The organism is Chryseobacterium ginsenosidimutans, assembly GCF_039536845.1.
Classification (GTDB): Bacteria; Bacteroidota; Bacteroidia; order Flavobacteriales; family Weeksellaceae; genus Chryseobacterium; species Chryseobacterium ginsenosidimutans_B.
Map to the genome: position 1 here is coordinate 921,334 of NZ_BAAAZJ010000003.1, position 26,971 is coordinate 948,304.

General features: G+C 33.0%; 26 protein-coding genes and 1 tRNA gene. 10 read left to right on the top strand and 17 right to left on the bottom strand.

Translation table 11 applies throughout. From position 1 onward, the window contains the following. Positions 1-71: 71 nt before the first annotated feature. Positions 72-947 (top strand): hypothetical protein, encoded by an 876-nt coding sequence (locus ABD745_RS04255; protein ID WP_344825732.1) that lies wholly within the window; start codon positions 72-74, stop codon positions 945-947. A gap of 190 nt (positions 948-1,137) precedes the next feature. On the opposite strand, the gene ABD745_RS04260 is transcribed toward ABD745_RS04255, so the two are convergent. Both ABD745_RS04260 and ABD745_RS04265 read right to left on the bottom strand, forming a co-directional pair. Then, on the bottom strand, positions 1,138-2,130 hold the full coding sequence (locus ABD745_RS04260; protein ID WP_344825735.1) for a terpene synthase family protein: 993 nt from the start codon (positions 2,128-2,130) through the stop codon (positions 1,138-1,140). An 18-nt stretch (positions 2,131-2,148) separates the two neighbouring features. Next, on the bottom strand, positions 2,149-3,153 hold the full coding sequence (locus ABD745_RS04265; protein WP_344825738.1) for a terpene synthase family protein: 1,005 nt from the start codon (positions 3,151-3,153) through the stop codon (positions 2,149-2,151). Between the two features lie 540 nt (positions 3,154-3,693). On the opposite strand from ABD745_RS04265, the gene ABD745_RS04270 reads away from it, so the two are divergent. Both ABD745_RS04270 and ABD745_RS04275 read left to right on the top strand, forming a co-directional pair. Then, on the top strand, positions 3,694-4,152 hold the full coding sequence (locus tag ABD745_RS04270; RefSeq protein WP_344825741.1) for a hypothetical protein: 459 nt from the start codon (positions 3,694-3,696) through the stop codon (positions 4,150-4,152). 77 nt (positions 4,153-4,229) lie between these two features. Further along, a complete protein-coding gene (locus ABD745_RS04275; protein ID WP_344825744.1) occupies positions 4,230-4,667 on the top strand; it encodes a hypothetical protein in 438 nt (145 codons plus the stop codon). Between the two features lie 152 nt (positions 4,668-4,819). On the opposite strand, the gene ABD745_RS04280 is transcribed toward ABD745_RS04275, so the two are convergent. The 6 genes from ABD745_RS04280 to ABD745_RS04305 form a co-directional block, all read right to left on the bottom strand. Beyond that, complete coding sequence (locus ABD745_RS04280; protein ID WP_344825747.1) at positions 4,820-5,338, bottom strand: hypothetical protein; 519 nt, start codon at positions 5,336-5,338, stop codon at positions 4,820-4,822. A 130-nt stretch (positions 5,339-5,468) separates the two neighbouring features. Then, complete coding sequence (locus tag ABD745_RS04285; protein WP_344825750.1) at positions 5,469-5,894, bottom strand: hypothetical protein; 426 nt, start codon at positions 5,892-5,894, stop codon at positions 5,469-5,471. 24 nt (positions 5,895-5,918) lie between these two features. Then, positions 5,919-6,173, bottom strand: coding sequence for a hypothetical protein (locus ABD745_RS04290; protein WP_344825753.1), 255 nt, complete (start codon positions 6,171-6,173; stop codon positions 5,919-5,921). Positions 6,174-6,506: 333 nt separating this feature from the next. After that, complete coding sequence (locus ABD745_RS04295; RefSeq protein WP_344825756.1) at positions 6,507-7,130, bottom strand: phage integrase SAM-like domain-containing protein; 624 nt, start codon at positions 7,128-7,130, stop codon at positions 6,507-6,509. A 179-nt stretch (positions 7,131-7,309) separates the two neighbouring features. Then, positions 7,310-7,389, bottom strand: a tRNA-Leu gene (locus ABD745_RS04300). Positions 7,390-7,464: 75 nt separating this feature from the next. Continuing rightward, positions 7,465-8,232, bottom strand: coding sequence for an MBL fold metallo-hydrolase (locus ABD745_RS04305; RefSeq protein ID WP_344825759.1), 768 nt, complete (start codon positions 8,230-8,232; stop codon positions 7,465-7,467). 54 nt (positions 8,233-8,286) lie between these two features. On the opposite strand from ABD745_RS04305, the gene ABD745_RS04310 reads away from it, so the two are divergent. Next, complete coding sequence (locus ABD745_RS04310) at positions 8,287-9,714, top strand: TonB-dependent receptor (RefSeq protein ID WP_344825762.1); 1,428 nt, start codon at positions 8,287-8,289, stop codon at positions 9,712-9,714. Positions 9,715-9,726: 12 nt separating this feature from the next. Continuing rightward, positions 9,727-10,176: a GAF domain-containing protein gene (locus ABD745_RS04315; protein WP_344825765.1), complete on the top strand. Its 450-nt coding sequence runs from the start codon at positions 9,727-9,729 to the stop codon at positions 10,174-10,176. Between the two features lie 287 nt (positions 10,177-10,463). Here the strand turns inward: ABD745_RS04315 and ABD745_RS04320 are convergent, their stop codons facing one another. From ABD745_RS04320 to ABD745_RS04330, 3 genes are all read right to left on the bottom strand, one after another. After that, positions 10,464-11,201 carry an ABC transporter substrate-binding protein gene (locus ABD745_RS04320; protein ID WP_344825768.1) on the bottom strand — a complete coding sequence of 246 codons (738 nt, stop codon included), beginning with the start codon at positions 11,199-11,201 and terminating at the stop codon, positions 10,464-10,466. 26 nt (positions 11,202-11,227) lie between these two features. Beyond that, positions 11,228-12,550, bottom strand: a complete 1,323-nt coding sequence (gene mgtE / locus ABD745_RS04325) for a magnesium transporter (protein ID WP_344825771.1) — start codon at positions 12,548-12,550, stop codon at positions 11,228-11,230. Between the two features lie 385 nt (positions 12,551-12,935). Beyond that, positions 12,936-13,487, bottom strand: a complete 552-nt coding sequence (locus ABD745_RS04330; protein WP_344825774.1) for a pyruvate decarboxylase — start codon at positions 13,485-13,487, stop codon at positions 12,936-12,938. Between the two features lie 173 nt (positions 13,488-13,660). Here ABD745_RS04330 and rpsO point away from each other — a divergent pair, with 173 nt between their 5' ends. The 3 genes from rpsO (at position 13,661) to ABD745_RS04345 (ending at position 16,881) form a co-directional block, all read left to right on the top strand. Further along, complete coding sequence (gene rpsO, locus ABD745_RS04335) at positions 13,661-13,930, top strand: 30S ribosomal protein S15 (protein ID WP_034704056.1); 270 nt, start codon at positions 13,661-13,663, stop codon at positions 13,928-13,930. A 238-nt stretch (positions 13,931-14,168) separates the two neighbouring features. Continuing rightward, positions 14,169-16,433 (top strand): polyribonucleotide nucleotidyltransferase, encoded by a 2,265-nt coding sequence (locus tag ABD745_RS04340; RefSeq protein ID WP_344825783.1) that lies wholly within the window; start codon positions 14,169-14,171, stop codon positions 16,431-16,433. 94 nt (positions 16,434-16,527) lie between these two features. Further along, positions 16,528-16,881 (top strand): hypothetical protein, encoded by a 354-nt coding sequence (locus tag ABD745_RS04345; protein WP_344825786.1) that lies wholly within the window; start codon positions 16,528-16,530, stop codon positions 16,879-16,881. Positions 16,882-16,940: 59 nt separating this feature from the next. Here ABD745_RS04345 and ABD745_RS04350 read toward each other — a convergent pair whose 3' ends face one another. After that, positions 16,941-19,367, bottom strand: a complete 2,427-nt coding sequence (locus ABD745_RS04350) for a TonB-dependent receptor domain-containing protein (protein WP_344825789.1) — start codon at positions 19,365-19,367, stop codon at positions 16,941-16,943. A gap of 5 nt (positions 19,368-19,372) precedes the next feature. Further along, complete coding sequence (locus ABD745_RS04355; protein ID WP_344825791.1) at positions 19,373-19,813, bottom strand: MarR family winged helix-turn-helix transcriptional regulator; 441 nt, start codon at positions 19,811-19,813, stop codon at positions 19,373-19,375. A 431-nt stretch (positions 19,814-20,244) separates the two neighbouring features. Here ABD745_RS04355 and ABD745_RS04360 point away from each other — a divergent pair, with 431 nt between their 5' ends. Next, a complete protein-coding gene (locus tag ABD745_RS04360; protein ID WP_047402505.1) occupies positions 20,245-20,679 on the top strand; it encodes a cold shock domain-containing protein in 435 nt (144 codons plus the stop codon). A gap of 67 nt (positions 20,680-20,746) precedes the next feature. On the opposite strand, the gene ABD745_RS04365 is transcribed toward ABD745_RS04360, so the two are convergent. Both ABD745_RS04365 and ABD745_RS04370 read right to left on the bottom strand, forming a co-directional pair. After that, a complete protein-coding gene (locus tag ABD745_RS04365; RefSeq protein ID WP_344825796.1) occupies positions 20,747-21,835 on the bottom strand; it encodes a nucleotidyltransferase domain-containing protein in 1,089 nt (362 codons plus the stop codon). A gap of 16 nt (positions 21,836-21,851) precedes the next feature. Next, the gene (locus ABD745_RS04370; protein WP_344825799.1) at positions 21,852-23,036 is read right to left on the bottom strand and encodes a hypothetical protein; all 1,185 of its coding nucleotides are present in this window, start codon (positions 23,034-23,036) and stop codon (positions 21,852-21,854) included. A 357-nt stretch (positions 23,037-23,393) separates the two neighbouring features. Between ABD745_RS04370 and ABD745_RS04375 the strand changes: the two genes are divergently transcribed. After that, positions 23,394-25,022, top strand: a complete 1,629-nt coding sequence (locus ABD745_RS04375) for a reverse transcriptase/maturase family protein (protein WP_344825802.1) — start codon at positions 23,394-23,396, stop codon at positions 25,020-25,022. A 59-nt stretch (positions 25,023-25,081) separates the two neighbouring features. Here ABD745_RS04375 and ABD745_RS04380 read toward each other — a convergent pair whose 3' ends face one another. Beyond that, a complete protein-coding gene (locus ABD745_RS04380; RefSeq protein ID WP_344825805.1) occupies positions 25,082-25,828 on the bottom strand; it encodes a nucleotidyltransferase domain-containing protein in 747 nt (248 codons plus the stop codon). A 147-nt stretch (positions 25,829-25,975) separates the two neighbouring features. Further along, positions 25,976-26,776, bottom strand: a complete 801-nt coding sequence (locus ABD745_RS21530) for an RtcB family protein (RefSeq protein WP_425549786.1) — start codon at positions 26,774-26,776, stop codon at positions 25,976-25,978. Positions 26,777-26,971: the final 195 nt, after the last annotated feature.

Here is a 26,971-nt window from a genome sequence, read left to right on the forward strand (position 1 = left end):
TTGGTACCACATTTATTATCAATACTTTCAAAAAAAAAATTACTTTTGGCTCAGAAACAAATGAAAAAAACATGAAAAAAATTATCTATTTACTTAGTATGGTAGGATATTTTGCTATACTTAACGCTCAAACAGGAAATGTAGGCATCAATACTCCAACCCCTACGAATACTTTAACCGTTAATGGCAATCAATCAATAGGCTCCGGCTATACAGGAATCGCTGCGCCGACAAACGGAGCTATCATTCAGGGCAGCACTGCAATCGGAACATCAACACCTTATTTTGGAAGTTTATTAGAGCTCAGCAGCACCGGTAAAGGATTGCGATTACCCCAGGTTTTCTTAGCTAACACTATCTTTTGGGCTCCTATGTCAGGAACAACTTTCACTACTGCTTCTCACGGTATGACGGTGTATAATACAAATCCAAATATTGAAGCGGGCTCAACGAATTATCCAGCCAAAGGAGTCGGAGAATATTATTGGGACGGTGCTGGTTGGGTAAGCAAAAATTCTACCTTGGGTGCTCAAAATGCAGAAGCTTATTTTTCCGTTAAAAGAGTTATCTATCAAACCATGCCTGATAATGTATGGACCAAAATTGATTTTACCACTAAAATTCTGGAGAAAATGATTAATAATTTTGATCTTACCACAGACAGTTTTACAATTCCTCAATATGGACAAGGACTTTATCAAATTAATGCATCTTATGTTACAGAGCCTTTGCCATCAACCGGTCAAGGTGGGCGTATCGGGATTTTTGTCAATGGTTTTCTTAACCGTACTTTAGCAGTAGGAAGCTCGTCTTCAGGTTCAGGTATAGAAGCAGAAGGTACAACCGTCATCTATGCACTCCCTGGAAATCTTATTGAATTCAAATACCTTGGTGTAGGTAACCAATCGGTAATGCCTACTATAGATTTTTATCAAATCTCCAGATAAAAAGAAAGGCTACTATATACCTAAATGCACCAGATTTATTTTGACAATAAAAAAAATCAATCTACTTCTCTATAGACAGTAAAATTGATTATAAAGCTGGTAGTAATTTAATATTTTTTGATTGGTATATCCAAAAAAAGACACTTGGTGATAAGTGTCTTTTTCAAAGGTTTTTAATGTTACGAGAAGACTATACCTGGTTTCCATTTATTTCCGGCCATGCAAAACCATCAGTAGCATATCGTAGTGTATCTAATATATAATGGGAATTGATTCCCTGTATTGTAGTACCCATACAAGCTATATAATCATATACTTTTTGCTGGTGAATGCCAAAGTCTGGCAAGTTTTCATGAAGCAACACAAACTCCGCTACGTCCTTATCATTAATGCTTTTCGCTTGCATACAAGCTTCTTCCAGCGATATATTATGTGTTTTTTGTAAAATTAAAATAAGATTAATTACTTCAGAATCCAATCTTAGCTCTTTCGGTAATGAGTAAAAGTCATTTTGCCATCCTACTATCCTGGATGCCAAGGCGGTAATCCGTTGTATTACAGGGTGTTCGTAAATATTTTCAGGCAAAACAAAGCCTACTTCCAGTGCAGACCAAATAAAGAACGGGTACATGATTATTGAATACTCCCGCAATATCATAAAATATTCCAGAGGGGGCGAGCTTTTTGTTGATTTATATGGCATTTCTTCTTCGGCACCATATTTTACACAGCGTTGCAGGGTTTTTGCAAATTGTGCCATCCATTCTGCTGGCATTAGTGCAGAAAATTCATCTCTTATAATGGCCATTTGATGGAACCATGATTTTTCATCATTCAATGGCTCTGAGCCTTTAAGTATTTCTATTAAACGATCTAAAGCCAATTTTGCAGCTTCACGGGACAAAAACTCAAGCTGGTCATCCAAAATAACAATTTGGGCAAGAAATCTTGTACACGGGATCATCTGCTCATAGCTTATAGTTGGAGCCATCCTTCCTGTGCATAAATGAAATCCCATTTTCTTGTATTTTTCCCTTTGCTTTAATGTTAGGCTGGTATAATCATTATCAATCCATTTGTTCAGCTCAATGCCCACCTGTTCTGAAAAAGGATTAATACGGTTTGGCCAGGGATAGTAGTTTAATGGTAAATAATCTTGTGGATTAAAATCTTCCGGTTTCATAATACTATAATATTTAGATTAATGTTGGTTTTGATTGAGTCTTTCCTTTAATTCTAATGCGCTTGGAAATTCGGTTTTATTATAACGATCAAGTTTAGTTGAAATGTTTTTCCATCCGCTCAGTACCATGCTCATATAATGTATCCAATTCACGACAGCATCTTGCCAGATACCAAAGTCAGGTAAGGAGGCTTGAAGAGAAATGAATTCTTTTAAGTCTTCATTATGCAGACGAAGATCTTCTAAACACGCTTCTTCAAGCGAAATTTGATGCTCATGCTGTATTACTTTCACGATATTGTAATAGATACTGTCAGTAGCTTCGTCTTTTGCTACAGATTGGATTTCATTAAAATAAGTTACCAAATGGCAGGCGAGAGCTTGTAAGCGGCGAATTACAGGATGTTCATGGATCTCAGGAGGCAGGATGATACCGGTTTCCACTTCCGTAAGCTGTAAAAACGGATAGAGACAAATTGAATTTTCTCTCAATGCAATGCATTCTTCCACGGTAGGGAAAGTTTTCTCTTTTTTATATATAAGTTCTGTTTTCAGTCCTGTAAAATATCTCTCAATCATTTTTGTAAAACGGGAAATAGATTCTTCCGGCACAAACTGTATTAATTCCTCTCTGAGAGAAGCCAGCATTTTACCTAATGATATTCCTGAATCTTCACCACTTATTTCACCTTTTAGCACTGCTATTGATTGTTGACTGATATGATCAATATTCTCAGGTCCGCTCTCTTCATAAAGATCATCATTGTAGAGGGTCCACAGCATCAGTCTGCAAATAGGTCTGAAGCGGTCAGGTGAGGCTGTAGGAAACCATTGTGCAGCAATATGTGCTGTTTTAGTTTTCTTGTATTTTTTGCGAAGGTCGGGGTTTTGCTCATAGAGCCAGAGGTATTCTCCATCAATCCATTGATTTTCGGTGATTTCCTGCAGTAACTCTGCATTAGGATTCTTTAAAGCTGGGAAAGGATACTTAAACTGATTGTTAAGTAATTCAAGTGTGTTCATGATTTTTATTGTTTTTAATTTTACATAGGACAATAGCCATTTCCAACTTGTGTTTTTACGTGGAAACAAGCAGATATATAAAAGATTATATTTTAAAATCAAGTGTGCATATATCAGCAAGAAGCCTCTATTTAAAATACAACTTAATTTAAAATTTTATCCTTTCTGTGTTTTAGATATGTAAGAGATTGGAGGAATTTCAATTTCAAATCAATCGCTGTTGACGGTAAACAAGGATTGATTAACAGTACGGCTATATATTAGTGGTTGACCGGGGTATTCTGAATGCGTGAGTTTCAGAATATTAGGTCAGAGAATAGTTTTTTTGTAAATTTTTCATTGATTAATATTTAATGTTTTTATGGTGGTGATTTGTTGTACTAAATTAGTTTTTTTTCCCCAATGCCTATCTTTTTTTAAAAAAATTTATACATTATAAGATAGTACTTTATTCTGGGTGTGTTTATGGAAGATAGTATGGGGTAGTAAATAATATAGTGTGCTTTTAGTAAATTTGGGAAACTTTACGACGACTTATACATGGGTAACATAGAGAATATTCTGTTAGTTCTTCATCAGATTGAAGATAAATTTAATGCTCTGGAGATAGAGAAAGAAAAACTAACAAATCCTCGATTTTTTGATCCGTTAATTGTAAATAATGAAATAGCAAAATTGGAGAAAGAGATCTTACCAATGAAAAAGTTGCTGATGTCAGAAAAAGATATTCAACGTCAGAAGGACCTGATGAGAAGGCAAATTACAGAATATATCGATATTATTGGAAGGAGGCATCCTTTACCTTTTTCGAAAAAGCAGGGTTATATAGGAGACTACCAATTTTACATTAAGCTATTCATTGATATAAAAAGTATATTATTTAAGCAACGATATACCAAACCATATTTGTATAAAAATGTGAATTCTACCACTCTAAAAAATAAATTAGATCAATTATCAAACAAAGAATATCTTATTTTTTTGATTTGGTACATTTAAGTATATCGTTGCCGAAAATTAATGCACTTTGGCTCAGTTACGGCAAATCAGAGGAAGAGATTAGAAAATATCAACGAATGGTTGGAAACGACCAAAAATCTAAACAGACGTTTATTCATCATGCAAGATTACAGATAAGACTAGATCTTAAAAATATTGGAATTTGGTTACTTTTTGCCAAAGAAAATGATGGAGGATTGTTTGATAGAGATCATTTTAAAAATAGTATGAGAAATCCTGAATTTAAAGAAAAATTCTTTAAAATGTTAACATCTCTTGATGGTCTGTACTTTATTTCCGTTGGAGGTGAAAGAAGATCTTGTAATAGCTTCAGTAGCTCTAATGACCTTCACACCTATTGTAGAAAGGATGATAATAAATTGTATTTTATTATAGGTAAGGATTATCATATCACTGACAATGAAATGTCAACTGATAACCTTCCTAAGGAAGTGCTGAAAATTTTTTCTGAACTATACCCTTTTTATGAATTAATGAGACATATGATTGAATGATTTCTTTAGGGCATGGAAAAATTATATCTTCATAATGATCAGGATTAAAATTTTCTTTGCTCTCGTTGTCGTACCACACTCCAAAAAGTGAACCGAGATTTTATTTACAGATTTTCACGCAATTTATTAAGTTAAGAATTTTATACCTTCGATTATTTCAATCTATTGGATAAAGAAAGATTCAATTGATCTACATTTAAATCTTTTCTTACAAGATTGATAATATTTCTCAAATTTTTGTCAAGCTTTTCATGCGCTTCTATTGTGAGAGCTTCATTCTTGTCAAATGCAGAGTTTATAAATTGCATTGAATCCTGGCCAAATTTTATAAGCTCTTTGTAAATGTCGCTCGGAATCATTGGTAGAGCTTTGAATATTGATTTATAAAGATCGGCAACTAGACCATCATAATATTCTGATTCTTTATTCAAAAATTTTTCCCATTTTATAGTGGAACCCTCGTGATCTAGCATTTCATCCATTATATCAAAAAATGATTCGAATATAAAATTTACATGAAAAATCAATTCTTTGTATGCAAGAACTTTTTCTTGAAAAAGAAAATCTTGATTTGACTTATTACGATCTCTTTGATAACTAAGTGTTGCGATAACGAGAGCACAAATTGAAATTAGTGTGGTTAGTATGGCTGTTATATCTGATGATTTCATGGTACAAATGATAATTAGTATATGAGTTTTAGATATTTTAGTGAGAGTCTAGTAAAACTAAAAATACAATTTACCTTAAAAAAGTATCTTTCCAAAAGTACTTTTTAGTTTAAAAATTCTATAACTGATTTCATTCATCTGAATATATATCCTCCAATGGAGTTTCAAAAAGAAGCTTTAGGTTTTTAAATTTTTTTATCGAATCATAAAAATAGTTTGAGATAAGGGTAATAAACTCTCTTTGCTTTATGTAAGCTTCCTTCATTTCACTAATGCTTCGATAAATTATGTACTTAGATTCGTTTTTAGACTTATCCCAGCGAACACCTTTCCAATCATTTGATCCAATATACAAAAAAGAGCCTGTTTTATATTTCAGATGTATATCATGAGACGAACCATTAAAAGATTCAGTCATAGTAACCTCAGGATTGTTATTTTCTATTCGAGCTCTGATTATCATTTTTATAGCTGTATCAGAAATCTCCTTTTTTAAATCTAAAAACAATATAATATTCTCAGATTCAAACTTAAATGATTTTAAAAGATTATCCATATCAAAAAATTTACATTACAATTACTAATCTTCAACAATGTCAAACGCCCAAGTATAATGCGTAGAGATAAATGGTCGTTTATTTTCAGGGTAAACAATTTTAGCTTTTATTCTAAATTTTGTTCCAACTGGATAATTATTTGACATAGTTTTTGAACATTGCACATACATATTTTCATCATAAGGATCTTGTCCGGGAAGAGGTCTGATGTGTATAGGACCATGTTTTCCTCTTTCGTTTGTTAGAACACTTTGAACAATTATATAATCATATTCCATGTTAAAAGTTTATTAGTTTTTATTTAAGTTTGTTTTCATCATGCACACATGTGAAATTTTTTAAAGATGAGTAAATTTTTCAAATATACTAAATCGAATAGATTACACAATTATTTTATCAATTGACCCTTTTTCACAAATAATTTTTAATTTCATGGCAATTAAAATAATGAGTAATAACTCATGCACCTCAATATAGTGAGAGTGGTGTATTTTTCAAGTGATAATTTTTTGTAAGAATATATGAACCCATATTACAACTTTTCAATGGACGAGTTTTTAGAATATCTAAGATCATTAGATGTTAATAAACAAATGAGAATGCTATTCATGTTAGAAAAGGTATGTAGTATGATTGGATTCTACACTAACTTTTAAATGCTTCAGATTTAAATTCAGATTTATACCTTCCTCGACTGCGAGATTTAAAAAAGTTTTTATGCATTTTAGATCACTATTATAACTTATATCTGCATTAGTACCTTCATAGAATTTACGATACCTCCTGAAGAAATCTAAAGTGATATCATGGAAAGGGATTTCAGACTGGAATTTTACTAGCTTATTGATAACCGTATTGTGGTTTTTTATTGTTTGTGGCTTATATTTCTGATATTTAAAACGATGCCGGTAAAAAGATATAAAATCGAAGTCAGGAGTTTCTGCCTGAAACTGTTTTAAAAGCTGGTTAGCAGATAAATATCTCTTTTGTAAAATGTACTGAGTTTTAATTGACGTGAGACGTGATTCTATATTATCTAGAATCAGGTTCGTTTCTTCAAAGTTTTCAGCTGTTGGTTTTAACCGTTTTTTGATATTATCCCACGATTTTCGCTCAACATTGATGTGAGTATTAATTCTGAATTTGTCTTTTTCATCTGAAATAACCAGATAAATTAAAGACTTTTTCTCTTTGTTTACGTAGGTTCTAAGGGCGAAATTGTTCTTACTGGACACAAAGACTGTATTTGTGCCCCATTTTGTGTCTGGAATCGATTTTTTTTAGTTTTCATTCTCTTTTCGATTTTTTCGAAAGTCCTATGAAAACCTCTGTATTAAACGATAAAAACAGAGTTTTCGATTTAAAATCTACTTACTCTGTTTTCTGTAATTTTCCGGCTTTTTGAGCCATTTTGTACCCAGGACCGGGATCGAACCGGTACTCCTAAGAACTGGTGTTTGAGACCAGCGCGTCTACCAATTCCGCCACCTGGGCTTGATGTTTGTTTTAAATTGGTGTGCAAATATATAAACTTTTCTTAATACTCAAAAGCTTTTTAAAGAATTTTTTTTAAAAATTTATCTCCAAACCATCGTAGGCAAGGTGCATTCCGGCTGGAAGTTGTTTATCTTCAACATCATGCAATCCCAGATGATGGCTGATGTGAGTTAAAAATAATTTCTTAGGTTTTAACTCTTCAAATAGTTTGATAACATCAGGAAGTATAAAATGGGCAGGATGCGGATCAAATTTTCTGATACAGTTTAAAATCAAAACATCAAGATTCTTTAATTTTTCCTTTTCGGTATCAGAAATAAAACCTGCATCGGTAATGTAGGCAAGATTTTTAAACTTATACCCGAAAACGGAAATTTTATAATGAATCACTTCAACCGGAGTAATTTCTGTATCTAAAACAGTGAAAGGTTGATTTTCAATTTCATGTAAATCAAAAGCAGGCGCTCCCGGATATCTTACGTCTGCAAAAGCATACGGAAAACGATTTTTAACTTCATTTCCTACTCTTTGATAACAATAAAGGGGCATATTTTTTCCACTCTTGAAAATCAAAGGTCGCATGTCATCAAGACCGATTACATGATCATTATGTTCATGGGTAAGAAGTGCAATATCAACTGTTTTTTCTTGATTTGTAAGCATTTGCTGCCTGAAATCGGGACCACAGTCGATGAGGATTTTCCTGTTTTCATCCGTCGTCACCATCACAGAAGATCGCAATCGACTGTCTTTGGGATTTTTTGAAGTACACACTTCGCAAGTGCAGCCAATAACGGGTACACCTTGAGAAGTTCCCGTTCCTAAAAATTTCAACTTCATTTTCTTTTGAGGTTGGTTTAATTTTGGTAAATTTACGAAAAATTTAATGTCCTAATGTATCAGAAACTAACTCCTAAACAAAAAGCATTAACAATTAATCTAGATCCTACTATTTATGGTACTTTCGCAGAAATTGGAGCAGGGCAGGAGACTGTTCGACACTTTTTTAGAGCAGGAGGGGCTTCGGGTACAATTGCTAAGGCAATGTCGGCTTACGACAAAGATTTTAGTGATGCGATCTATGGAAAAGAGGTAAAAAACAGATATGTTACCCAAAACAGACTTCGCAAAATGCTTCGTTATGAAGTTGCTTTGATTGAAGAAAGAATTTCCAGAGAAAACAACCCAAACAGAAAATTTTTTTCTTATGCGAATACGGTTACTACAATTAATTTTGATAAGACTGTAAGAGGTCACGGTTGGGTAGGAATCCGTTTTCAGGTAAAAGAAAATGAAGATTATAACGAAATTGTAATCCACGTAAAGTTCAAAGAAAATGATGCTACTTTACAACAGGAAACTTTAGGAAATCTTGGGGTGAATCTTATTTTTGGAGCATTCCATTATTATGATAATCCGAGAAATTTAGTTGAATCTCTTTACGACGACGTTGCAAAAGACAACCTTGAGATTGATATGATCGATTTCAGCGGTCCGGCTTTTGAATATGTAGACAACAGATTGATGTCTTTGCAATTGGTAAAACACGGAATGACAGATGCTGTTATTTTCAATTCAGAAGGGAATAATATGCTTCCTGCTGATATTTTATACAAAAAAAATATTTTTGCGGTAAGAGGAAGTTTCAGACCTGTAACGAAAGTGAATATTGACATGCTGAAAAACGGTATGGAAATGTTCATGAAAGATGCAACATGTACCCAGGATGAAACAGAAGTTTTAATTGAAATTACCATCTCAAATCTTCGTGCAGACGGTGATATTGATGAAAGGGATTTCCTAGACAGGGTGGATGTTCTTGCAAAATTAGGATATACCGTTATTGTTTCAAATTACTCAGAATATTATCGTTTAATTGATTATTTTGCATCCTATACTACCGGAGATATCGGTGTTGCGATGGGAGTAAATAACCTGTTGATGGTATTTGATGAGAAATATTATAAAGATCTTTCTGGAGGAATTCTGGAAGCTTTCGGAAAATTCTTCAGAAACGGAATGAGAGTGTATCTGTATCCTTACAAAGATCCTGAAACTCACGAATTACTGGATTCTTCAACATTAAAGGTCGAGGAAAATTTAAAGGAATTGTATAAATATTTCAAACACAACGAACGTATTGTAGATATTACGAACTACAATCCGGAGTTTTTGGAAATTTATTCAAGAGATATTTTGAAAAAAATAGGTTGTAACATCAAAGGTTGGGAAAATCAGCTTCCGGAAGGTGTTGCAGAAATGATTAAAGAACGAGGAATGTTTGGTTACAAGGGAGAACTTTCCTTAAAACAATTCTCTTAAAAACAATATATAATGTCAGAATTAAAGAAAAGACTTTCATCGATTCTTGAAAGTCCAAAACATAATACAGAGGAAAAACTTGAAAAAGTTTGTCACCTTTTAGACCAGGAAATTTCTTATTTCAACTGGACGGGTTTCTATTTTAAAAATGGAGATAAGGATGAGTTGAAATTAGGACCTTATGTTGGAGCACCGACAGATCATGATATTATTCCGTATGGAAAAGGAATTTGCGGTCAGGTTGCGGTTTCCAATGAAACTTTTGTAGTTCCGGATGTTCATCAGGAAAGCAATTACTTAAGCTGTTCAATCGATACAAAAGCAGAAATTGTAGTTCCGATTTTTAAAGACGGACAAAATATCGGTCAGATTGATATTGATTCTCATACGATTGATCCTTTTACAGCAGAAGACAGAGAGTTGCTGGAATGGCTTTGTAATGAGGTTTCAAAGATTTTATAATCAAAGCATTTTTAATCACAAAAGTCACGAAAGTAAGTATCGTTTATTAAGAGTGTCATTATTGAGGAGCAAATTTAGATTTTCTTCATCATCATTTTTGAGGCTTTTGTGGTTTTAAAATATAGACTCCGGCTCGAAGATCCGGAGTCTTTTTATGTTTATCGAAGAAATTTCATACTAGAATTGCGGGCTTTAGCCCGTTTTCAAATTCGAATAATTTTGACGGCTTTAGCCAAAACTTAGTGTTATTTGTGAAAAGATTAGTGAAATTTGTATTTAAAAAAGAATCAAATTTTAATCGATTCCACCTCAGAAATCAATTCCTTAAAATAATTCTCACACTTTGCAATATGTGTTCCGTACCAGGAAAAAGCTTCACCATCCACAATCATGATTTTTTTATCAGGATAAAATGCCTTTAATTCATCAATATGTTTTTCTTTAAAAGGAAAAGGTTCGGAAGAAAGCATAATAATATCGGCTTCAGCTAAATCTTCAGTTTTAATTTCAGGATAACGTTTTTTATCTTTAAAAATATTTTCAAAACCGATTTCTCCCAGAATTTTATGAATGAAAGTATCTGAACCTATTGTCATATAAGGATTTTTCCAGATAAGATAAGCTACTTTTATATTAGATTTGATTTTAGCTTCGTTTAAAACTTCATAAATTTTAAGATTAAAAAGCTGTGCTCTGTCTTCTTTATTAAATATTTTCCCCAGATTTTTAAGTAAATAATAATTGTCTTCAATATTTTCAACATTCGTGACAATCACTTTAAAATCATCCATCAAAGCTTCTACCTGCTCTTTAATATTTTCTTCTTTGTTGGCAAGAATTAAATCAGGCTGTAGCGCTCTAATTTTATCAATATTAATATTTTTTGTGCCGCCGATAATGGCAACGTTTTTTACTTTTTCTCTAGGGTGAATGCAGAATTTTGTCCGTCCGACAATTTCATTTTCCGTTAAACCCAAATCGAATAAAGCCTCAGTAATAGAGGGAACAAGAGAAACAACTTTCATTGTAATATTTTAGATGTTGCCTAAAATTACAAAAGTTTGCCCGTTAAGAAAAGTCCTGCCACAGAAAAATAGATAATAAGTCCAGTTACGTCCACTAAAGTTGCTACAAATGGAGCAGAAGATGTTGCCGGATCGAGTTTTAATTTTTTAAGAATAAATGGAACCATTGATCCCGACAGTGTTCCCCAAAGTACGATCATAACTAAAGAAACTCCAACACTTAATCCTACAAAAGCCCAATGAATTCCGTAATCAAAGAATCCTGCTTTATGCCAGATCATAATTCTTAAGAATCCGATAATTCCCAAAATTCCCCCTAATAAAAGTCCGGTGAAAATTTCTTTTTTCATCACATACCACCAGTCTTTCAAGCCTATTTCCTGAAGCGCCATTGCTCTGATGATCAAGGTTGCAGCCTGTGAACCGGAATTTCCTCCACTGGAAATAATCAATGGAACAAATAAAGCCAAAACTACCGCTTTCTGAATTTCATCTTCAAAAAACCCCATTGCTGAAGCTGTCAACATTTCCGAGAAGAAAAGGATGATAAGCCACATCCCTCTTTTTTTAACCATTTCGATCAAAGAAGTTTGGGTATAAGGAAGATCCAACGCTTCAAGTCCACCGAATTTCTGAATGTCTTCGGTATTCTGTGATTCAATTTGATCTAAAATATCATCGATGGTAACAATTCCTACCAAAACTCCGGCTTCTGTAATAATCGGAAGAGCAGCTCTGTCATATTTTTCAAAATATTGTACGGCATCTTCTTTTGAAGTAGTGGTTGTAATGGCAACAAAATGATTATCAGTTATATCTGAAATTAAAGTGTCCTCTTCAACCAATAATAAACTTCCCAGTGCGATATCATCGATCAATCGGTTTCTTTCATCAACAACATAAAGATAATTCATCGTTTCTACCTTGCTGCCGACTTTTTTGATCTGTTGAAGACATCTTTTTACGGTCCATTCTTTTCGAATCTGGATATAATAAGGAGTCATCAGTCGGGCAATAGAATCAGAATTGTAACCTAATAATTTTAAGGCAATTCTTCTTTCCTGCGGATTAAGATGATTGATGGAATATTTAATAAGCTCATCAGGAAAGTCCTCAAACAGGGAAGTTCTGTCATCCGGAGTCATGGCATTCAAAATTTCGGAAACTTCGTCGCTTCCGATACTTCTGATGGTTTCTTCCTGGAAATCGGGATCAAGATGAGAAAAAACATCTGCTTTATATTCTTTCGGAACTTTCAGAAATGCCAAAAGCCTCTCATCAGCATGAAGTTCGCTAAGAGTTTCGGCAATATCGGCAGGATTGAAGATAAGTTCGTCTTTAGAATTCAAAACGTCAATTTTTTGGATATGCAAAAATAGCCCAAATTTTTAAAACAGACCAATGAACAGAGAAATTTAAGGATTTATTAAAGTGTTGCAGGAACTAAAATAAAGACACTCACAAGAATCTGTGAGTGTCGAAGAATTTCAATTGAGATAGTTTGAATGAATTGTTCCAAACTAAATTAATAAAAATATTTGGATTATTCACTATTTAATGATTTTAAATTAATGAAATTCAATGAGATGCATAAGGTTTTTAAAATAATTGTAGAAATTAATTATTTCAAATGATAAATTTTGCGAGAATTATTAAGGCTATAATAATATTGAAAAATTTTTAACAGCCAGACTTCGAACATGAAAATGACATGAAAATAATTAGTTTACTCAATTAAAATCCAGCTTCTGCTGATGGTTTTAACTTTCTTAATTGTTTTAGAATTCCTTTTATTGCTCCGTTTGTTCCTATTTTTACCGAGTTGGTGGTAGAACCCAAAAGTCGCATGTTTTTTCTATACGTGTCGTAATCCGTTTCTGTGAGAAGGTTTCCTTCGGCATCAAAAAGTTTCATGCTTACAATGACCTGATTAGAGAAAACATATTTTCCGATTCCTACTTTGAAGTATTTTACTTTTGGAACAATGGCAAAATCTGCATCATTATTATCACAATAATCTGCAATTGTTTTTTTATCAATACTGTCAAAAGAAATTTGAGTTTCCGTCTTAAGCATTCTGTTTTTCCTTTCGCTTAAATTATCAGAAACAGCACTGAAGAAAGCAGTATTGGTAGGCTCTTTAATTTCCTCAATATCGGGATCTACCTCAGGATTGAAGTATAAGACTTTTTTGATCTTATCATCGGTATTTTTCTGTGCTTTTAAAGAAGAAATACCTACGAAAAGAATGGCTGTAAGGGTTGTAAAAGTTATAATTTTTCTCATCACTAATTCAAATGCAAAATTACTGCCTTTTAATGGGATAGCATAATTTTTTTTAAGAAATATTTAACATTTTTTTCTATCAAAATTGATAAATGAAATCGATAATGTTTGCAGAATCAAAAATAAGTCGTAATTTTGCACCCGTTACATAATAATCATTAAACAATATTGGAATGTACTTAACAACAGAAAAAAAAGCAGAAATTTTCGCAAAACATGGAAAATCTGCACAAGACACAGGAAGCGCTGAAGGACAGGTAGCTCTTTTTACTTTCAGAATCAATCACTTATCTCAGCATTTGAAGGCTAATCGTCATGACTTCAATACTGAAAGATCTTTGGTGAAATTAGTAGGTAAGAGAAAAAGCTTATTGGATTATCTTAAGAAAAAAGATATTACAAGATACAGAGCTATCATCGCTGAACTAGGTTTAAGAAAATAATCTACAGAGATTTTCAAATAAAAGCAACTTCGAAAGAAGTTGCTTTTTTTGTGCTTGCTTATTAAATATGCCAAACAAATTGAAAATGATTTATTATTTCGATAAAAATCATTCTCATTAGCACATATTTATGTCTGGAATTCGATAAATCATTATAATACCCTATCTTTGCAACGAAATTTTAGACGAAATATAATTTATTAAAGCACTCAATACGGAGTGCAACACAAAACAATTTATGAGTATACCTCAAGCAATTACAGAGTTGATTACTCTTGCAGACGGCAGAGAAATCACAATTGAAACAGGAAAATTAGCAAAACAGGCTGACGGAGCTGTTGTCGTAAAAATGGGCGGAACAATGCTTTTAGCAACTGTTGTCGCAAGTAAAGAAGCAAAAGATGGTGTAGATTTCTTACCATTAACAGTAGATTACAGAGAAAAATTCTACGCAGGGGGTAAAATTCCCGGAAACTTTTTCAGAAGAGAAGCGAGACCATCGGATCAGGAAATCTTAACGATGCGTTTGGTAGACAGAGTTTTGAGACCATTATTTCCTGAAGATTTCCATGCGGAAGTTCAGGTGATGATTTCATTAATTTCTTATGACGGACAGTCGATTCCGGATGATTTAGCAGGTCTTGCAGCATCTGCAGCGATTGCTATTACCGATATTCCTTTCAACGGACCAATGTCTGAAGTAAGAGTAGTAAGAATCAACGGAGAGCTTTCTATCAACCCTAAATTTGAAGATCTTAAAATTGCCGACCTGGATATCATGGTGGGAGCAACTAAAGATTCTATCGTAATGGTAGAAGGTGAAATGAAGGAAATCTCTGAAGCAGAAATGCTTGAAGCTATTAACTTCGCTCACGTTGAAATCAAAAAACAGGTTGAAGCTCAGGAAAGATTAGCTGAAAAAGTAGGAAAATCATTCCCCAAAAGAGAATACAGCCACGAAAATCACGATGAAGCCATCCGTGAGAAAGTATGGAAAGAAACATATGATAAAGTATATGAAGTAGCGAAAACTCCTTCAGGAAAAGAAGAAAGAGGAGAGAAATTCAAAGCTGTTCTGGCAGAATTTTTAGCTCAATATGTAGAGGATGCTGAAGAATTAGAAAGAGTAACCCCTTTCGCTAAAGTATATTACCACGATGTGGAAAAAGAAGCGATGCGTCAGATGATTTTGAATGATAAAATCCGTCTTGATGGTCGTGATCCTGAAACAATTCGTCCAATCTGGAGCGAAATCGATTATTTACCGGGAGCTCACGGTTCTGCAATTTTTACAAGAGGTGAAACACAATCTTTGACGGCTGTAACTTTAGGTTCGGTTAAAGATGCGAACATGGTAGACAGTGTAATGGTAAATTACGACGAAAGATTCTTCTTACATTATAACTTCCCTCCGTTTTCAACTGGTGAAGCAAGACCTTTGAGAGGAACTTCAAGAAGAGAGGTAGGACATGGAAACTTGGCTCAAAGAGCTTTAGCAAACATGATTCCTGAAGAAAATCCTTACACCATCCGTATCGTTTCTGATATTTTAGAATCAAACGGTTCGTCTTCAATGGCGACGGTTTGTGCAGGAACTTTAGCATTGATGGATGCAGGTATCCAAATTACAAAACCGGTTTCCGGTATTGCAATGGGATTGGTAACTGATGTAAAATCAGGTAAATTTACAGTTCTTTCCGATATCTTAGGAGACGAAGATCACTTAGGTGATATGGACTTTAAAGTAACTGGAACTGCAGACGGAATCACTGCTTGTCAGATGGATATTAAAATCCAGGGACTGTCTATGGATATTATGGAGAAAGCGCTTCTACAAGCTAGAAACGGAAGATTACATATTCTTGATAAATTGAATGAAACTATTTCTGCTCCAAGAGAAGATGTGAAACCTCATGCTCCGAAAATGGTAATGATGGAGATCTCTAAAGATTTCATCGGTGCTGTAATCGGACCTGGTGGAAAAATCATTCAGCAGATGCAGAAAGATACAGACACGGTTATCGCAATTGAAGAAGTTGGAGAAATCGGAAGAATCGAAATTTCCGGTGTCAGCAGAGAGAAAATCAACGAAGCGATCGCGAAAATCAACGAAATTACTTTCGTACCGGTTGTAGGCGAAGTTTATAAAGGTAAAGTAGTGAAGGTAATGGATTTTGGTGCTTTCGTAGCAATTGCTAAAGGTACTGAAGGTCTTCTTCATATTTCTGAAATCGAATGGGCTCGTTTAGACAAAGTTCCTTATAATGAAGGTGATGAAGTGGAAGTAAAGTTCATGGGTTATGATGACCGTAAGAAAATGAAACTTTCCAGAAAAGTTCTTTTACCAAGACCTCCAAGACCTGAAGGAAAACCAAGACCAGAGGGGCAAGGAAGACCGGAAGGGCAGGGTAGACCTGAAAGACCAGCTAGACCGGAAGGAAATACAAGATCTGAAGGTGGTGAAAAACCAGTTGAAAATCAAAATCCTTCAGCAGAAGCTTAAGATTATTCTTAGATATAAATGAAATCCCTCAATTTTGAGGGATTTTTTTATTGAGTATCGATTTAAAATTTTATTTATCTTTAAACAAAAACTTATGAAAAAACTATTTATTCTTTTCCTGATCAGCTTCGCATCTTACTCTTTTGCTCAAACCGTAAATGACGTTCCTCTCAAAGATATCGATGTAGATTATGTTCAGATTATAGGAACAGGAAGATCTTTGAGTACAAAAGTAAATGTGGAAATCGATTTTGGGCAGGAAACAAAATCTATTTCCTTTAAAAACGGTACAAATATTAAAGATGAAAGAGGAAGAAATATGAAATTTAATTCGATGATGGATGCTCTTAATTTTATGTCTGCTAACGGCTTTTCTTTCCAATTTGCCTATACTATGAATGATGAAAAAGATAAAACGATTTATTATATTTTGAAGAAAAATAAATAATATATAACAACAAAACCACCGAGAATCTCGGTGGCTTCGTTGTTTAGTTTTAATGTAAATTATCCGTTTCCTATTCTCTGTTTCAAATCATCCGCACCGCCTGTTTTTCTTGGCTGTCCGTTTTTAGATGAACCGAAATTATAGGTGTAAGAAAGCGTAACAACGCGCGTGTCTCTTCTCACAATGAAGTTTTCTATATAGCTTGTATAGATATTTCTTGCTTCTGGATTGCTTGTGAAAAAAATATCGTTGAAAGAGAATTTCAAGGTACTGTTGTTATTAAATTTCTTCTGAGCACCGATATTTACAGACCACATTGGTTTCAGGAACATATAGGCGTAAACTTCTTTTGCTTTGTAATTTCCTGTCAGTTCAGCGGTAAATCCGTTTCCTAGTTTAAAGGAATTATTGCTGTTGAGGTCAAAAGTAAAATTCCCCTGATTTTTAATGTAGGTATCGGAAATATTTCCCGTATAACTTCCGTAATAAAAATTAGCATTGTTGTTCATATCCCACCACTTTGTCACTTTTACAGGGGCTATCAGATTCAATCCGAAATAGGATGCAGAGCTCAAATTTTCATTGGCCTGAACAACGACGATCTTTCCGTCTTCAACAGTAGGTTTTAAAACATCTGTGATATTATTTTTCGTTTTGCTGTAACTTAACGTTGCAAAATATTTATTGCTTACACTGTAAGTGAATTCATAATTCATGGTGGTTTGTGGGTTCAGATCCGGATTTCCGGCTTGATATGTTGTGAGATCCAGGTAGAATTTAAAAGGATTTAACTGTTTATAAGTCGGTCTTGTAATTCTTCGGCTGAAATTAAGTTCAACTGTATTTTTGTTATTCAGATCATAAGAAAAAACGGCGCTTGGGAACAATTGTGTATAATTCTTTTTATTGACTTGATTAGTAGTAATCTGATTTCCTGTAACGTTGGTATTTTCTACTCGTAAACCAAAATTTACTTTAAATTTCTCCCAGTTTTTAATTAAATTTCCGTAAGCTGCATTAATATTTTCTTCGTAAATAAAATGATTCGTTTTAGACTTATCAAGTACTAAATTTCCTGCGCTTGCATCAAAGAACTTAAGATCATTATCGGCTTTTACAAAGCTTGTTTTAACTCCCGTTTCCAATTTCCAGTTCTTTTTAAAAACTTTTGTAAGGTCGGATTTCAGGGAATAAATATTCAGATTTCCGCCAAGATCACCTTTCAAATGATAAGGATTAGGCATTGAAGTGGAAAGATTTCCATTGACATCATAGTTACTCGTGATAAAATTCTGCAAAGATGTGTTTGAATAATTGATATAGTCCAAATCTGTCGTCAATTCTGAGCCTAATGAATCAATTTTCAGTTTATGATTAAGGTTGAAAGAAACATTCTTCCAATGATCGCGGTTATTGCTTGTTGTATTTGAACTTCCTGCAGACTGATAATTATTGTCTAAAATTGAAGTATTGTTATTACTTGTCGGATCGAATCTGTTGCTGATAAAACCAACCGAAAATCCTAGAACATTTTTATCATTCATATAATAATCCATTCCGACTTTGGCGATATGGTTCCGGAAATTCATTTTCAGAAAATTATTCTGAACATAAGCCTGTTTAAAATCTCCGTTTTCATAGAAACTTCTGTCAAGCAGCAATTTGTTGTAAAATTCTCTGTAAGCAAAACTGTAATTCGCGAACAAATTCACCTTTTTATTCCTGTGATTAATGTTGAAGCTATTGTTGTTTTTAATATATTTTCCCGTTCCCAAAGCTGTTGAAATGCTTCCGTTTGTGCCTTTTCTTTGGTCTTTTTTTAGCTTAATATTGATGATTGAAGTTCCTGCCGCATCATATTTTGAAGACGGATTGGTGATAAATTCTATTTTGTCTAAGCTTGCAGAGGGAATTCCACGAAGATAATTGGCAAGATCAGTTCCGTTCATAGGCGTATTTTTACCGTCGATTTGTACCAACAGATTTCCTTTTCCGCGAAGACTGATGTTGTCGTTATTATCAATTTTTACTCCCGGAGCTTTTTCCAGAACTTCGAATGCTGAATTTCCGGTACTTGCGATGCTGTTTTCGACATTCAGGATCATTTTACCGTCCTGTCTTTCGATATAAGGTTTTGCCTTTGTGATGGTTATTCCTTCAATTAATTTTTCGCTTAATGAAATCGAAGGTAGAGTAGTGTTTCCGGTTATGTTGATATTTTCAGATTTGTAGGTTTCTGCTCCGTTTTTATTGATTTTTAAGGAATAATTTCCCGAAGTAAGTTCATTAAAACTGAAATTTCCTTTAGAATCTGTAATCTCGGTTTTTACCAGTTTGTTCTCAAAATTGAATAAATTAATTTCCAGCTGAGTTACTTTTTCAGAATCTATTTTTCCTGAAAGAGAAAATTGCTGTGTATTTTGGGCTTTCAAAAGGCTTAAAATTGAAATAACCCAAACCAAAATGAATAAAAATATTCTTGCCATTGTGTTTATTTTTTAGTGTTAAGACAGTTTTTTGATATCTTGAGCAATGCTGAATTCATGATTTCCAGTTCTTCTTTTGAGACATCTTTCAGAGCAAGTTTTCTGTTCTCTTCCACAAGAGCCTGAACTTTATGAATGATTTCTTTTCCGGATTCCGTGACGCCCAGATTGGTTTTTCTGCGGTCTTTGAGATTGGTATTTCTAATAATATACTTGGATTTTACCAGCAAATCTATTATTCTGGTGACAGAAGCATTGTCTTTAAAAACAAGATCACCGATTTCGTTTTGAGTAATCCCGGGATTTTCTAAAATAGCTTTAATAATCAGCCATTGATCGATTGTAATTGTATAACCATTCGCTTTTAATTGTCTTTGCGCATAGTTTCTGTAAGATCTGATGGCCTTATCAATGTTGTAAAATATGATTGAGTCTAACTTTTCCATAGTTTGATTTTTATTATAAATTAAATATGATTTATCAATTATTGATATATCAATTAATTTGTTGTTGAGATTTTTATTTTGTTACATCTTCATAGAAAAAAAATAAAATAATTGAATTTCAGGGATTTGAATTGCGACAAATTTGTTTGGTAAGCTTATTTTCCGTATCTTTGTTTACTTATTAAAAGAAATCTCTGTCTTTACTTCTGTGATAGTTTAGAACATTTTATTTACTTCCGTTTCAATTTTTTATTTGCTTATTCTTTAAATGAATGGCATTCACATTAATAAAAGAACTCAGAAAACCTTTAATAGTATTTATTAATCATGACTCAGAAAGCTGAGAACAATTTCCGAAAAAAGGCAATGTTAAGTTGAAGGTCATGAATGATAAGATAAAATAAAAAGTAGAAATTAATACAAAGAAATATATGGCGGATTCTTTCTCTAAAAAAGAAAATTTCAAGAAAAAAGTTCAAAAAGCAAAAGAAAAAGCTCTGAAACGTGAAGAACGTAAGACGAGCAATAACAAAGGAAAAGCTCTTGACGAAATGTTTATGTACGTAGACGCAAACGGTCAATTGACTTCTACACCACCCGATAACAGCAATGTTGAGGAATTTGATATCAATAACATTCAGTTGGGTGCAGCTCCTATCGAAGCCGAGGAAATAAGAAAAACTGGTATCATCACATTTTTCAGTGAGAAAGGTTATGGGTTTATTACAGAAGATAAAAGCAAGGAAAATGTGTTTTTCCACAGCAACAACTGTACAGAACTTGTAAAAAAAGGCAACAAAGTATCATTCGAAAAAGAAAGATCTCCAAAAGGTTTTTCTGCAGTTGATATTAAGCTTGTAAGATAATTACACAACAATATTTAGATAAAAAGAGCTTCCATCGAAGCTCTTTTATTTTTTTTATATCACTTGATTAATAAAGATTTTCTCTTATTTCAATTAAAATTCTGGTTGTTTTTTGCAAATCCGGCTGATCCGGAAGCTTGGAAACAGAATGGTAATGTTCAATAGATTTTATCAGGCTTTCTGCTTTTTCCATCACAGCTTCGTATGACCAGTTTCCGGCTTTGATATCCAATAATTCATCTCTGTTCTCCACACGGATATTCAATGACCCTGTTTTAAAAATCTGCTCACATGATTGTAATAAACGAATCGTGTGCATCATGTTTTTGCTGTCGTAGTTTTGTCCGTGATTCTGATTGACATTGTAGCGGTCTTCATTTCGCTCGGAAACCCACTTCCAGTATTCGCGATAATCTTTGCAGTAAGTAGAGTAAGCGTCGAGATTGCAAAACAAATAAGCAACAGGTTTTTCCTCTTTCGGGACAGACGAAACGGAAACCTGATTGGCTTCTTCATTCTGGATAATTCCTTTATAATGTAAATCTCCTGAATCATCGTAAAAAAGTGCAAACATTCCTTTTGTATTATCAATGCTTACCAAACCACATTTTTCCTGCATAAGACTACCCTGTTCTGCGGACACCCCTCCAGGGGAGGGGAATTCTCGTAACCATTTTTTCAACGGAATTGAGCCTTGATTCTGTAAAACATAACAGAAATCAAGAATAGATTTTCTTTCTTTATCAATAGGATTTAAAATCTTTTTATTGAGTCCTTTTGCTTTTTTGATTTGTGAAATTGCATAACCAGCAAAAGTATCTTTACATAATTTGGAAAGAAAATCTTCCGGTTTCAGCAAATCCATCAACGGATTTTTCTCCTGAATACAATCTTCCGGACTTGCCAGAATTTCTAAAATATTTGGATTGTTTTTCTGTAATAATTCTACAAATCTTCCGATCTCATAATACGAAATATCATTCGTTTCATTGGAGATCTGTGGAATATAATTTAAACCAAAAAAATCTTCTTTTGGTAAGAAATATACTCCACGGATGTCTATGTCTGAATTTTCCGTGGCGAGTCCGAAAGAGCGACTTCCGGAGATGGATTGGAAGAGGATGAGGTCTTTATTTTTTAGGGTTTGGATGGTCATTGAAAGTGGTAATTTATTAAAAGTATTTTTGCTCTAAAATTTCAATTTTTAAAATACTCGAAGCGTTAACTCTAAAGTGCCTTTCTTCCCCATTTCGTAGTAAACAATCAGCAATAATAATTTTTTTAGATATAAATTTTTTTATGTAAATGATTCTCACAGTTATTCTGTCAAAAGTATCCTTATAAGTTATTCGGTAATATTTGTTTTCATCAAAATCAAATTCAACAACAGAAGCTAATTTTGGGTTACTTGAATCATACTCTGGGATTTTCTTTATAATGAAATCATTAAATTGCGCACTATCATCATCGGTAATAAATTCAGATAAATCCATTTCTGAAATTTTCGATCTAAAAAAATCAAAGTATTTCAGTTTGTATTTATAATGATTGAAGATTAGTTCGAGAGGTTGTTTGTAAGTGTGAGTTAGTTTTAAGCCATTTTCAAGAATAATTGGTTCTCTTAAATCATGTTTTATAAATTCTTTATCTGTAATTAATTTTGAAATATTTTCTAAAGAACTTGCAATTTGTATAACTTGAACAGCCTCGATAGGGATGAAATCTTCGGAGAAAGAAGCTGATGATGGATTGTACCATTTACATTTTAGTAAAAATACAGAAGATAATTTTCTGAGATTTCCTGTTTTAGGATTGTAATTTGCCTTTTCATCATTTATTTTCACATCAATTACAGTAAGAACTGGTGGTAAAAAGTCAAGATGAGCATTTATTTTTTGAGATGATTTATGGTCTGTTTTAATAAATGTTGTTTTAAGTTTACCGAGTTCATAATCACAAGATTTTAAAATAACTTGAGTATGGAGAAATTTTTCTTTGATAGTCTCTAAAGAAAGTGATTTTGGATATTCAATTTTAATCTTTTTGGTAGTCTTAATTTCACCGTTAGGTTCAACCTCATTTTCTTCTTCTTCTTGAAAAATTTCTTTAAGAATATTAGTATCAAACCATATGTTCTCAAAGCGATGTGTTTTATGAGAATAAAAAATACATCTTATTTGTTTGTGTTTTTCTTTTCCTGTTTCTGAATCATATTCTTTTGGAGAATTAAGAATTTCAGAAACTACTAATATGGGTGGCGTCATTACAGCAAGTGCTGAAATTTTCACATCAGTGAAACCCAATTCGAAAGGATGATTTTTAAGAGAATATAAATCCCCAAGTTTAATTTTTTTCATTGATTATAATTATTGCTTTTAAGTAAATTTAATAATTATAATCCTATATTTGCTATGCTTGTGCAGAAAGTTAATTTTTTACAGCTAGTTAGGACTAAAGGGCTTTTAGCTTTACTGAATATTTGAGATATTCAGGTATGTAATTTATCAACAGTAGCTCTCCCACTTGGGTTAAGCCAACTGTAAAGATACTAAATAATTGAATGTAAGTCAAGGTCATATCTACTGATTTTGCTGTTATGTTATAATTTACGAAACAAACGATGACTCAGTTATTGGGTACTGGTCCGCTCCTTCGGGATGTATGTAAAATAAAATATTATTATCGCTAGAACTCGATGCACAAGTGTTTTTTTTATGAATAATATTCAGAATATTCCAGATTGGTTAAAATCAAAGGGTTACATACACATATCACCAAGTTTAAAAATTGGTGAGAATTGGCGAACTTATAAAAGACAAATCGAGGATAAAGAATTTGTATCGAAATATGCTTTCTATCCATTAATACACTCATTTATTAAAGAAAGAAAATTTAAAAGGCATGATTCTACCAAACATATTACTGTAGGTCGTTCTCATAAACATACTATTGAAAAAACAGGATTGACAGAAAAAGGAGCCAAATTAAGACCTTTGCATTATGCCAGTCACTATGATGCTTTAATATATGGTTATTACGCTAATTTATTAAATGCAAAATATGAGGAAAAACTTTCAGCTATTCCTAAACTTTCTGATTGTGTCACCGCTTACAGGAAAATAAAAATTGGAAATGACTCTGACAAGGGTAAAAGTACAATACATTTCGCAAAAGAAGTCTTTGATGAAATAAAGTTAAGAGCTTATGATAATGAGAAGATAGCAGTTTTAACTTTTGATATCAAAGGATTCTTTTCTTCCCTTGATCATCAAATTCTAAAAGAAAAATGGGGATTTATCATTGATGAGAAAAAACTTCCAAATGATCATTATAACGTTTTCAAATCTTGTACTAATTTTAGTTATGTTCTCAAAGATGATTTAAGAAAATTCAGTAGGAAATCAGGAAGAAAGTCCCAATTTGATGAATCAAAATTAGCGAGGATTAGAAAAGAAAAGGGTTTTAAATGCTTTTTTGAATCTAATGAAGATTTCAGAAATCATATAAAGAATGGATATTTAAGAGTCTTCAAAAATCCATTCAGAAAAGTAGATTCTAATAATAAAAAGCAACTTGTTGGTATTCCACAAGGTTTACCTATCAGTGCGGTTTTGGCAAATATATACCTTTATGATTTTGATAAAACAATTATTGAGAATCTTGTTAAAAATAATAATGTTTATTACAGAAGATATTCGGATGATATTGTTATAATATGTAAAACTGATGAGATTGATCTCATAAAAAATTATATTCAAAATCTAATCAAGGAAAGTAAAGTTCAGATTAGCACAGCGAAAACAGAAGTTTTCATATTTGAGCATAGAGAATTTAATACTACAGGACAGAAAAGATTAACTTCCATCAAACTAAATAACGATGGAACAAAATCAGTCAATTCACCTCTAATTTACCTTGGTTTCGAGTTTAGGGGCTACAATGTTGTCATCAAATCTACAAATCTTGCTAAGTTTTATAGGAGAATAATAAGTATAGTAAAGAGAAGAGCCAGAAGAACTATTAAAGTAAATCAGAAGGATCCATTGCAAAAAAAAGCAATTTATTTAAATCAAATAAAAAAACTTTACAATAAACCTTTACGAGAAATTGATTCAGAAAGTAATGAATTAAAACAGAAATTTAGAACTAAATCGGTATTAGAATTAAATGAGAAGGGCGAGTATTCTTTTATTAAGAAAGAAGTGAAATCTAAAATACAGAATTCTAACTACATGGGATATGTAAAAAGGTGTTGTGAAATATTTAAGTCTGATCATTTTGAAAAGCAATTGAGAAAAAGGAAGCATATAGTTCATACAGCAATAAAAAGACATTTGAAATAATTTTTCAGGATTTAAAAATATAAATAAAACATTGTACTATAATTTATAGTACAATGTTTTTATAATAATATCTCCCTAAAAACACTCTCCATTTCACCCTTATCTGCCTTTCCTCCAACCAAACTCTTCGTTCTTTCCTCATTATCCTTCACCATCTCTTCCAAAAACCCAAAAAGTTCCCAATCATTCGCATGATAATAAGATTCTCCTTTTGTGGCTTTTAAGGCAACAAGATTTTCTATTTTGGTTCTTGTAAAATCATCAACTAAAACCAACAATTCACTGAACAAAACTGGAGGAACCGTTCCTTTTTCTAATATCCATTTTCCTATCAAGGCTGTTCGAAGGCAATAGAAATAACTTTTCAGTTTTACTTCATTGGTTCTGCAGGCTTCGAGATATTTTTTGCTCATGCTCAGATAATGGTAAGAAACCGCTATTGGAGAAAAAGCAGTATCTGCCAAAGGTTTAAAAAGTTCATAAAACTTTTCATTTTTTACATAAACGATAGGAGAGTAGAACCAACTCAACAAAGCCGCATTCGACTTTAACAAGAGATAAAAAGTCTTTCTCAAATCCCATCCCGAACCGTCTAGATCGTCTTCAGTCATGAATTCTATGGTTTCATCTTTGTCCCACGGCGAAAGATACCAGTCTTTTTCGTGTCGATAGATGAATCGTATATCGTAATCACTGTCGGGCGACGCAAAACCCCAGGCTCGGCTTCCTGATTCTACGGCAAGGAGTATTTCTATATTTTTTTCTGTTTCAACTTCTTTTAGTTTTTCTAGTATTTTTGGTGTCATTTTTTTTGTTTTAATTATTAAAAAATTTACACTTCAAATTTGTCATTCCGTAGGAATCTCTGCAAAGTTTCTGTTATTAATTGCTTAGATTCCTGCGGAATGACAAACTGTTTGAAGATTTTTAAAATAAGGTGTTTATCAAAAAACCTATCCTTTTCTAAATTTTTTCTTCTTTTTCCAAGGCGCATTCTTCTGAACATCACCCGCCATAATACATCCGTAAGGCATCACTTCATCCAAGACTTCGCAAAGTTCGTATTCTTCAATCTGCGCTCTCACGTTTTTGGCACTTTTATAGGCAGTCGGAAGTTCAGAAATATCAATTTCATTCGAAAAGAAACGGATATCTAATCCTTTGGTTTCTTCTTCAAAAACTTCTTCAATGGTCTTATGAGCTAAAGATTTTTTATGTTGCGTTCTGCTGAAATTTCTTCCTGCTCCGTGTGGTGCAAAACCTAAGTTTCTCTCATTCGTTTTTCCCTGAACGATCAAAACGGGTTCTGACATATTCAACGGAATCAATCTTGGCCCCGTAATATCTGGCATAAATTTATCATCAAGCGGAGTCGCACCTTTTGCATGGTAAAATAAATCACCATCCTTGAAAACAAAATTATGTTCGTTCCAATATCTGTCTTCTTTTTCGATGTTCATTTTATGTAAAATGGCATCATGAATTGAAGTATGGTTTTCCTTAGTCCATGTTCTTATCAATTGAAGGGCTTCCCAATATGATTTTCCTTCCTCAGTTTCATAAGGAATCCATGCGTTTTCTCTTAATGTTTCAGGAGAAATTTCCAATCTGAATCTATTCGCAACCTTCATTCCTTTATTATACAAAGCGGCTCCCGGAGCTCTTGATCCGTGGTGAGTCACCAACATGGTATTTCCTGTATTTTTAGAAATTCCTACGAATAAGAAATGATTTCCATCTCCCTGAGTTCCCATATGCGAACGGGCAATGCTGATTAATTTTTCATCATTCAAAAAGTAATTTTCTCTGAAAGCATCTATCAACTCCTGAGACATTTCCATTTGCTCACCTCTAGGTCTTCCTCCGTACCCAAAATGCGTAATTGAATGCGCTGTATCCAAAACTTCTTTAGGATCAGCTTTTCCAAAATCTGTCAACATGACGGAACA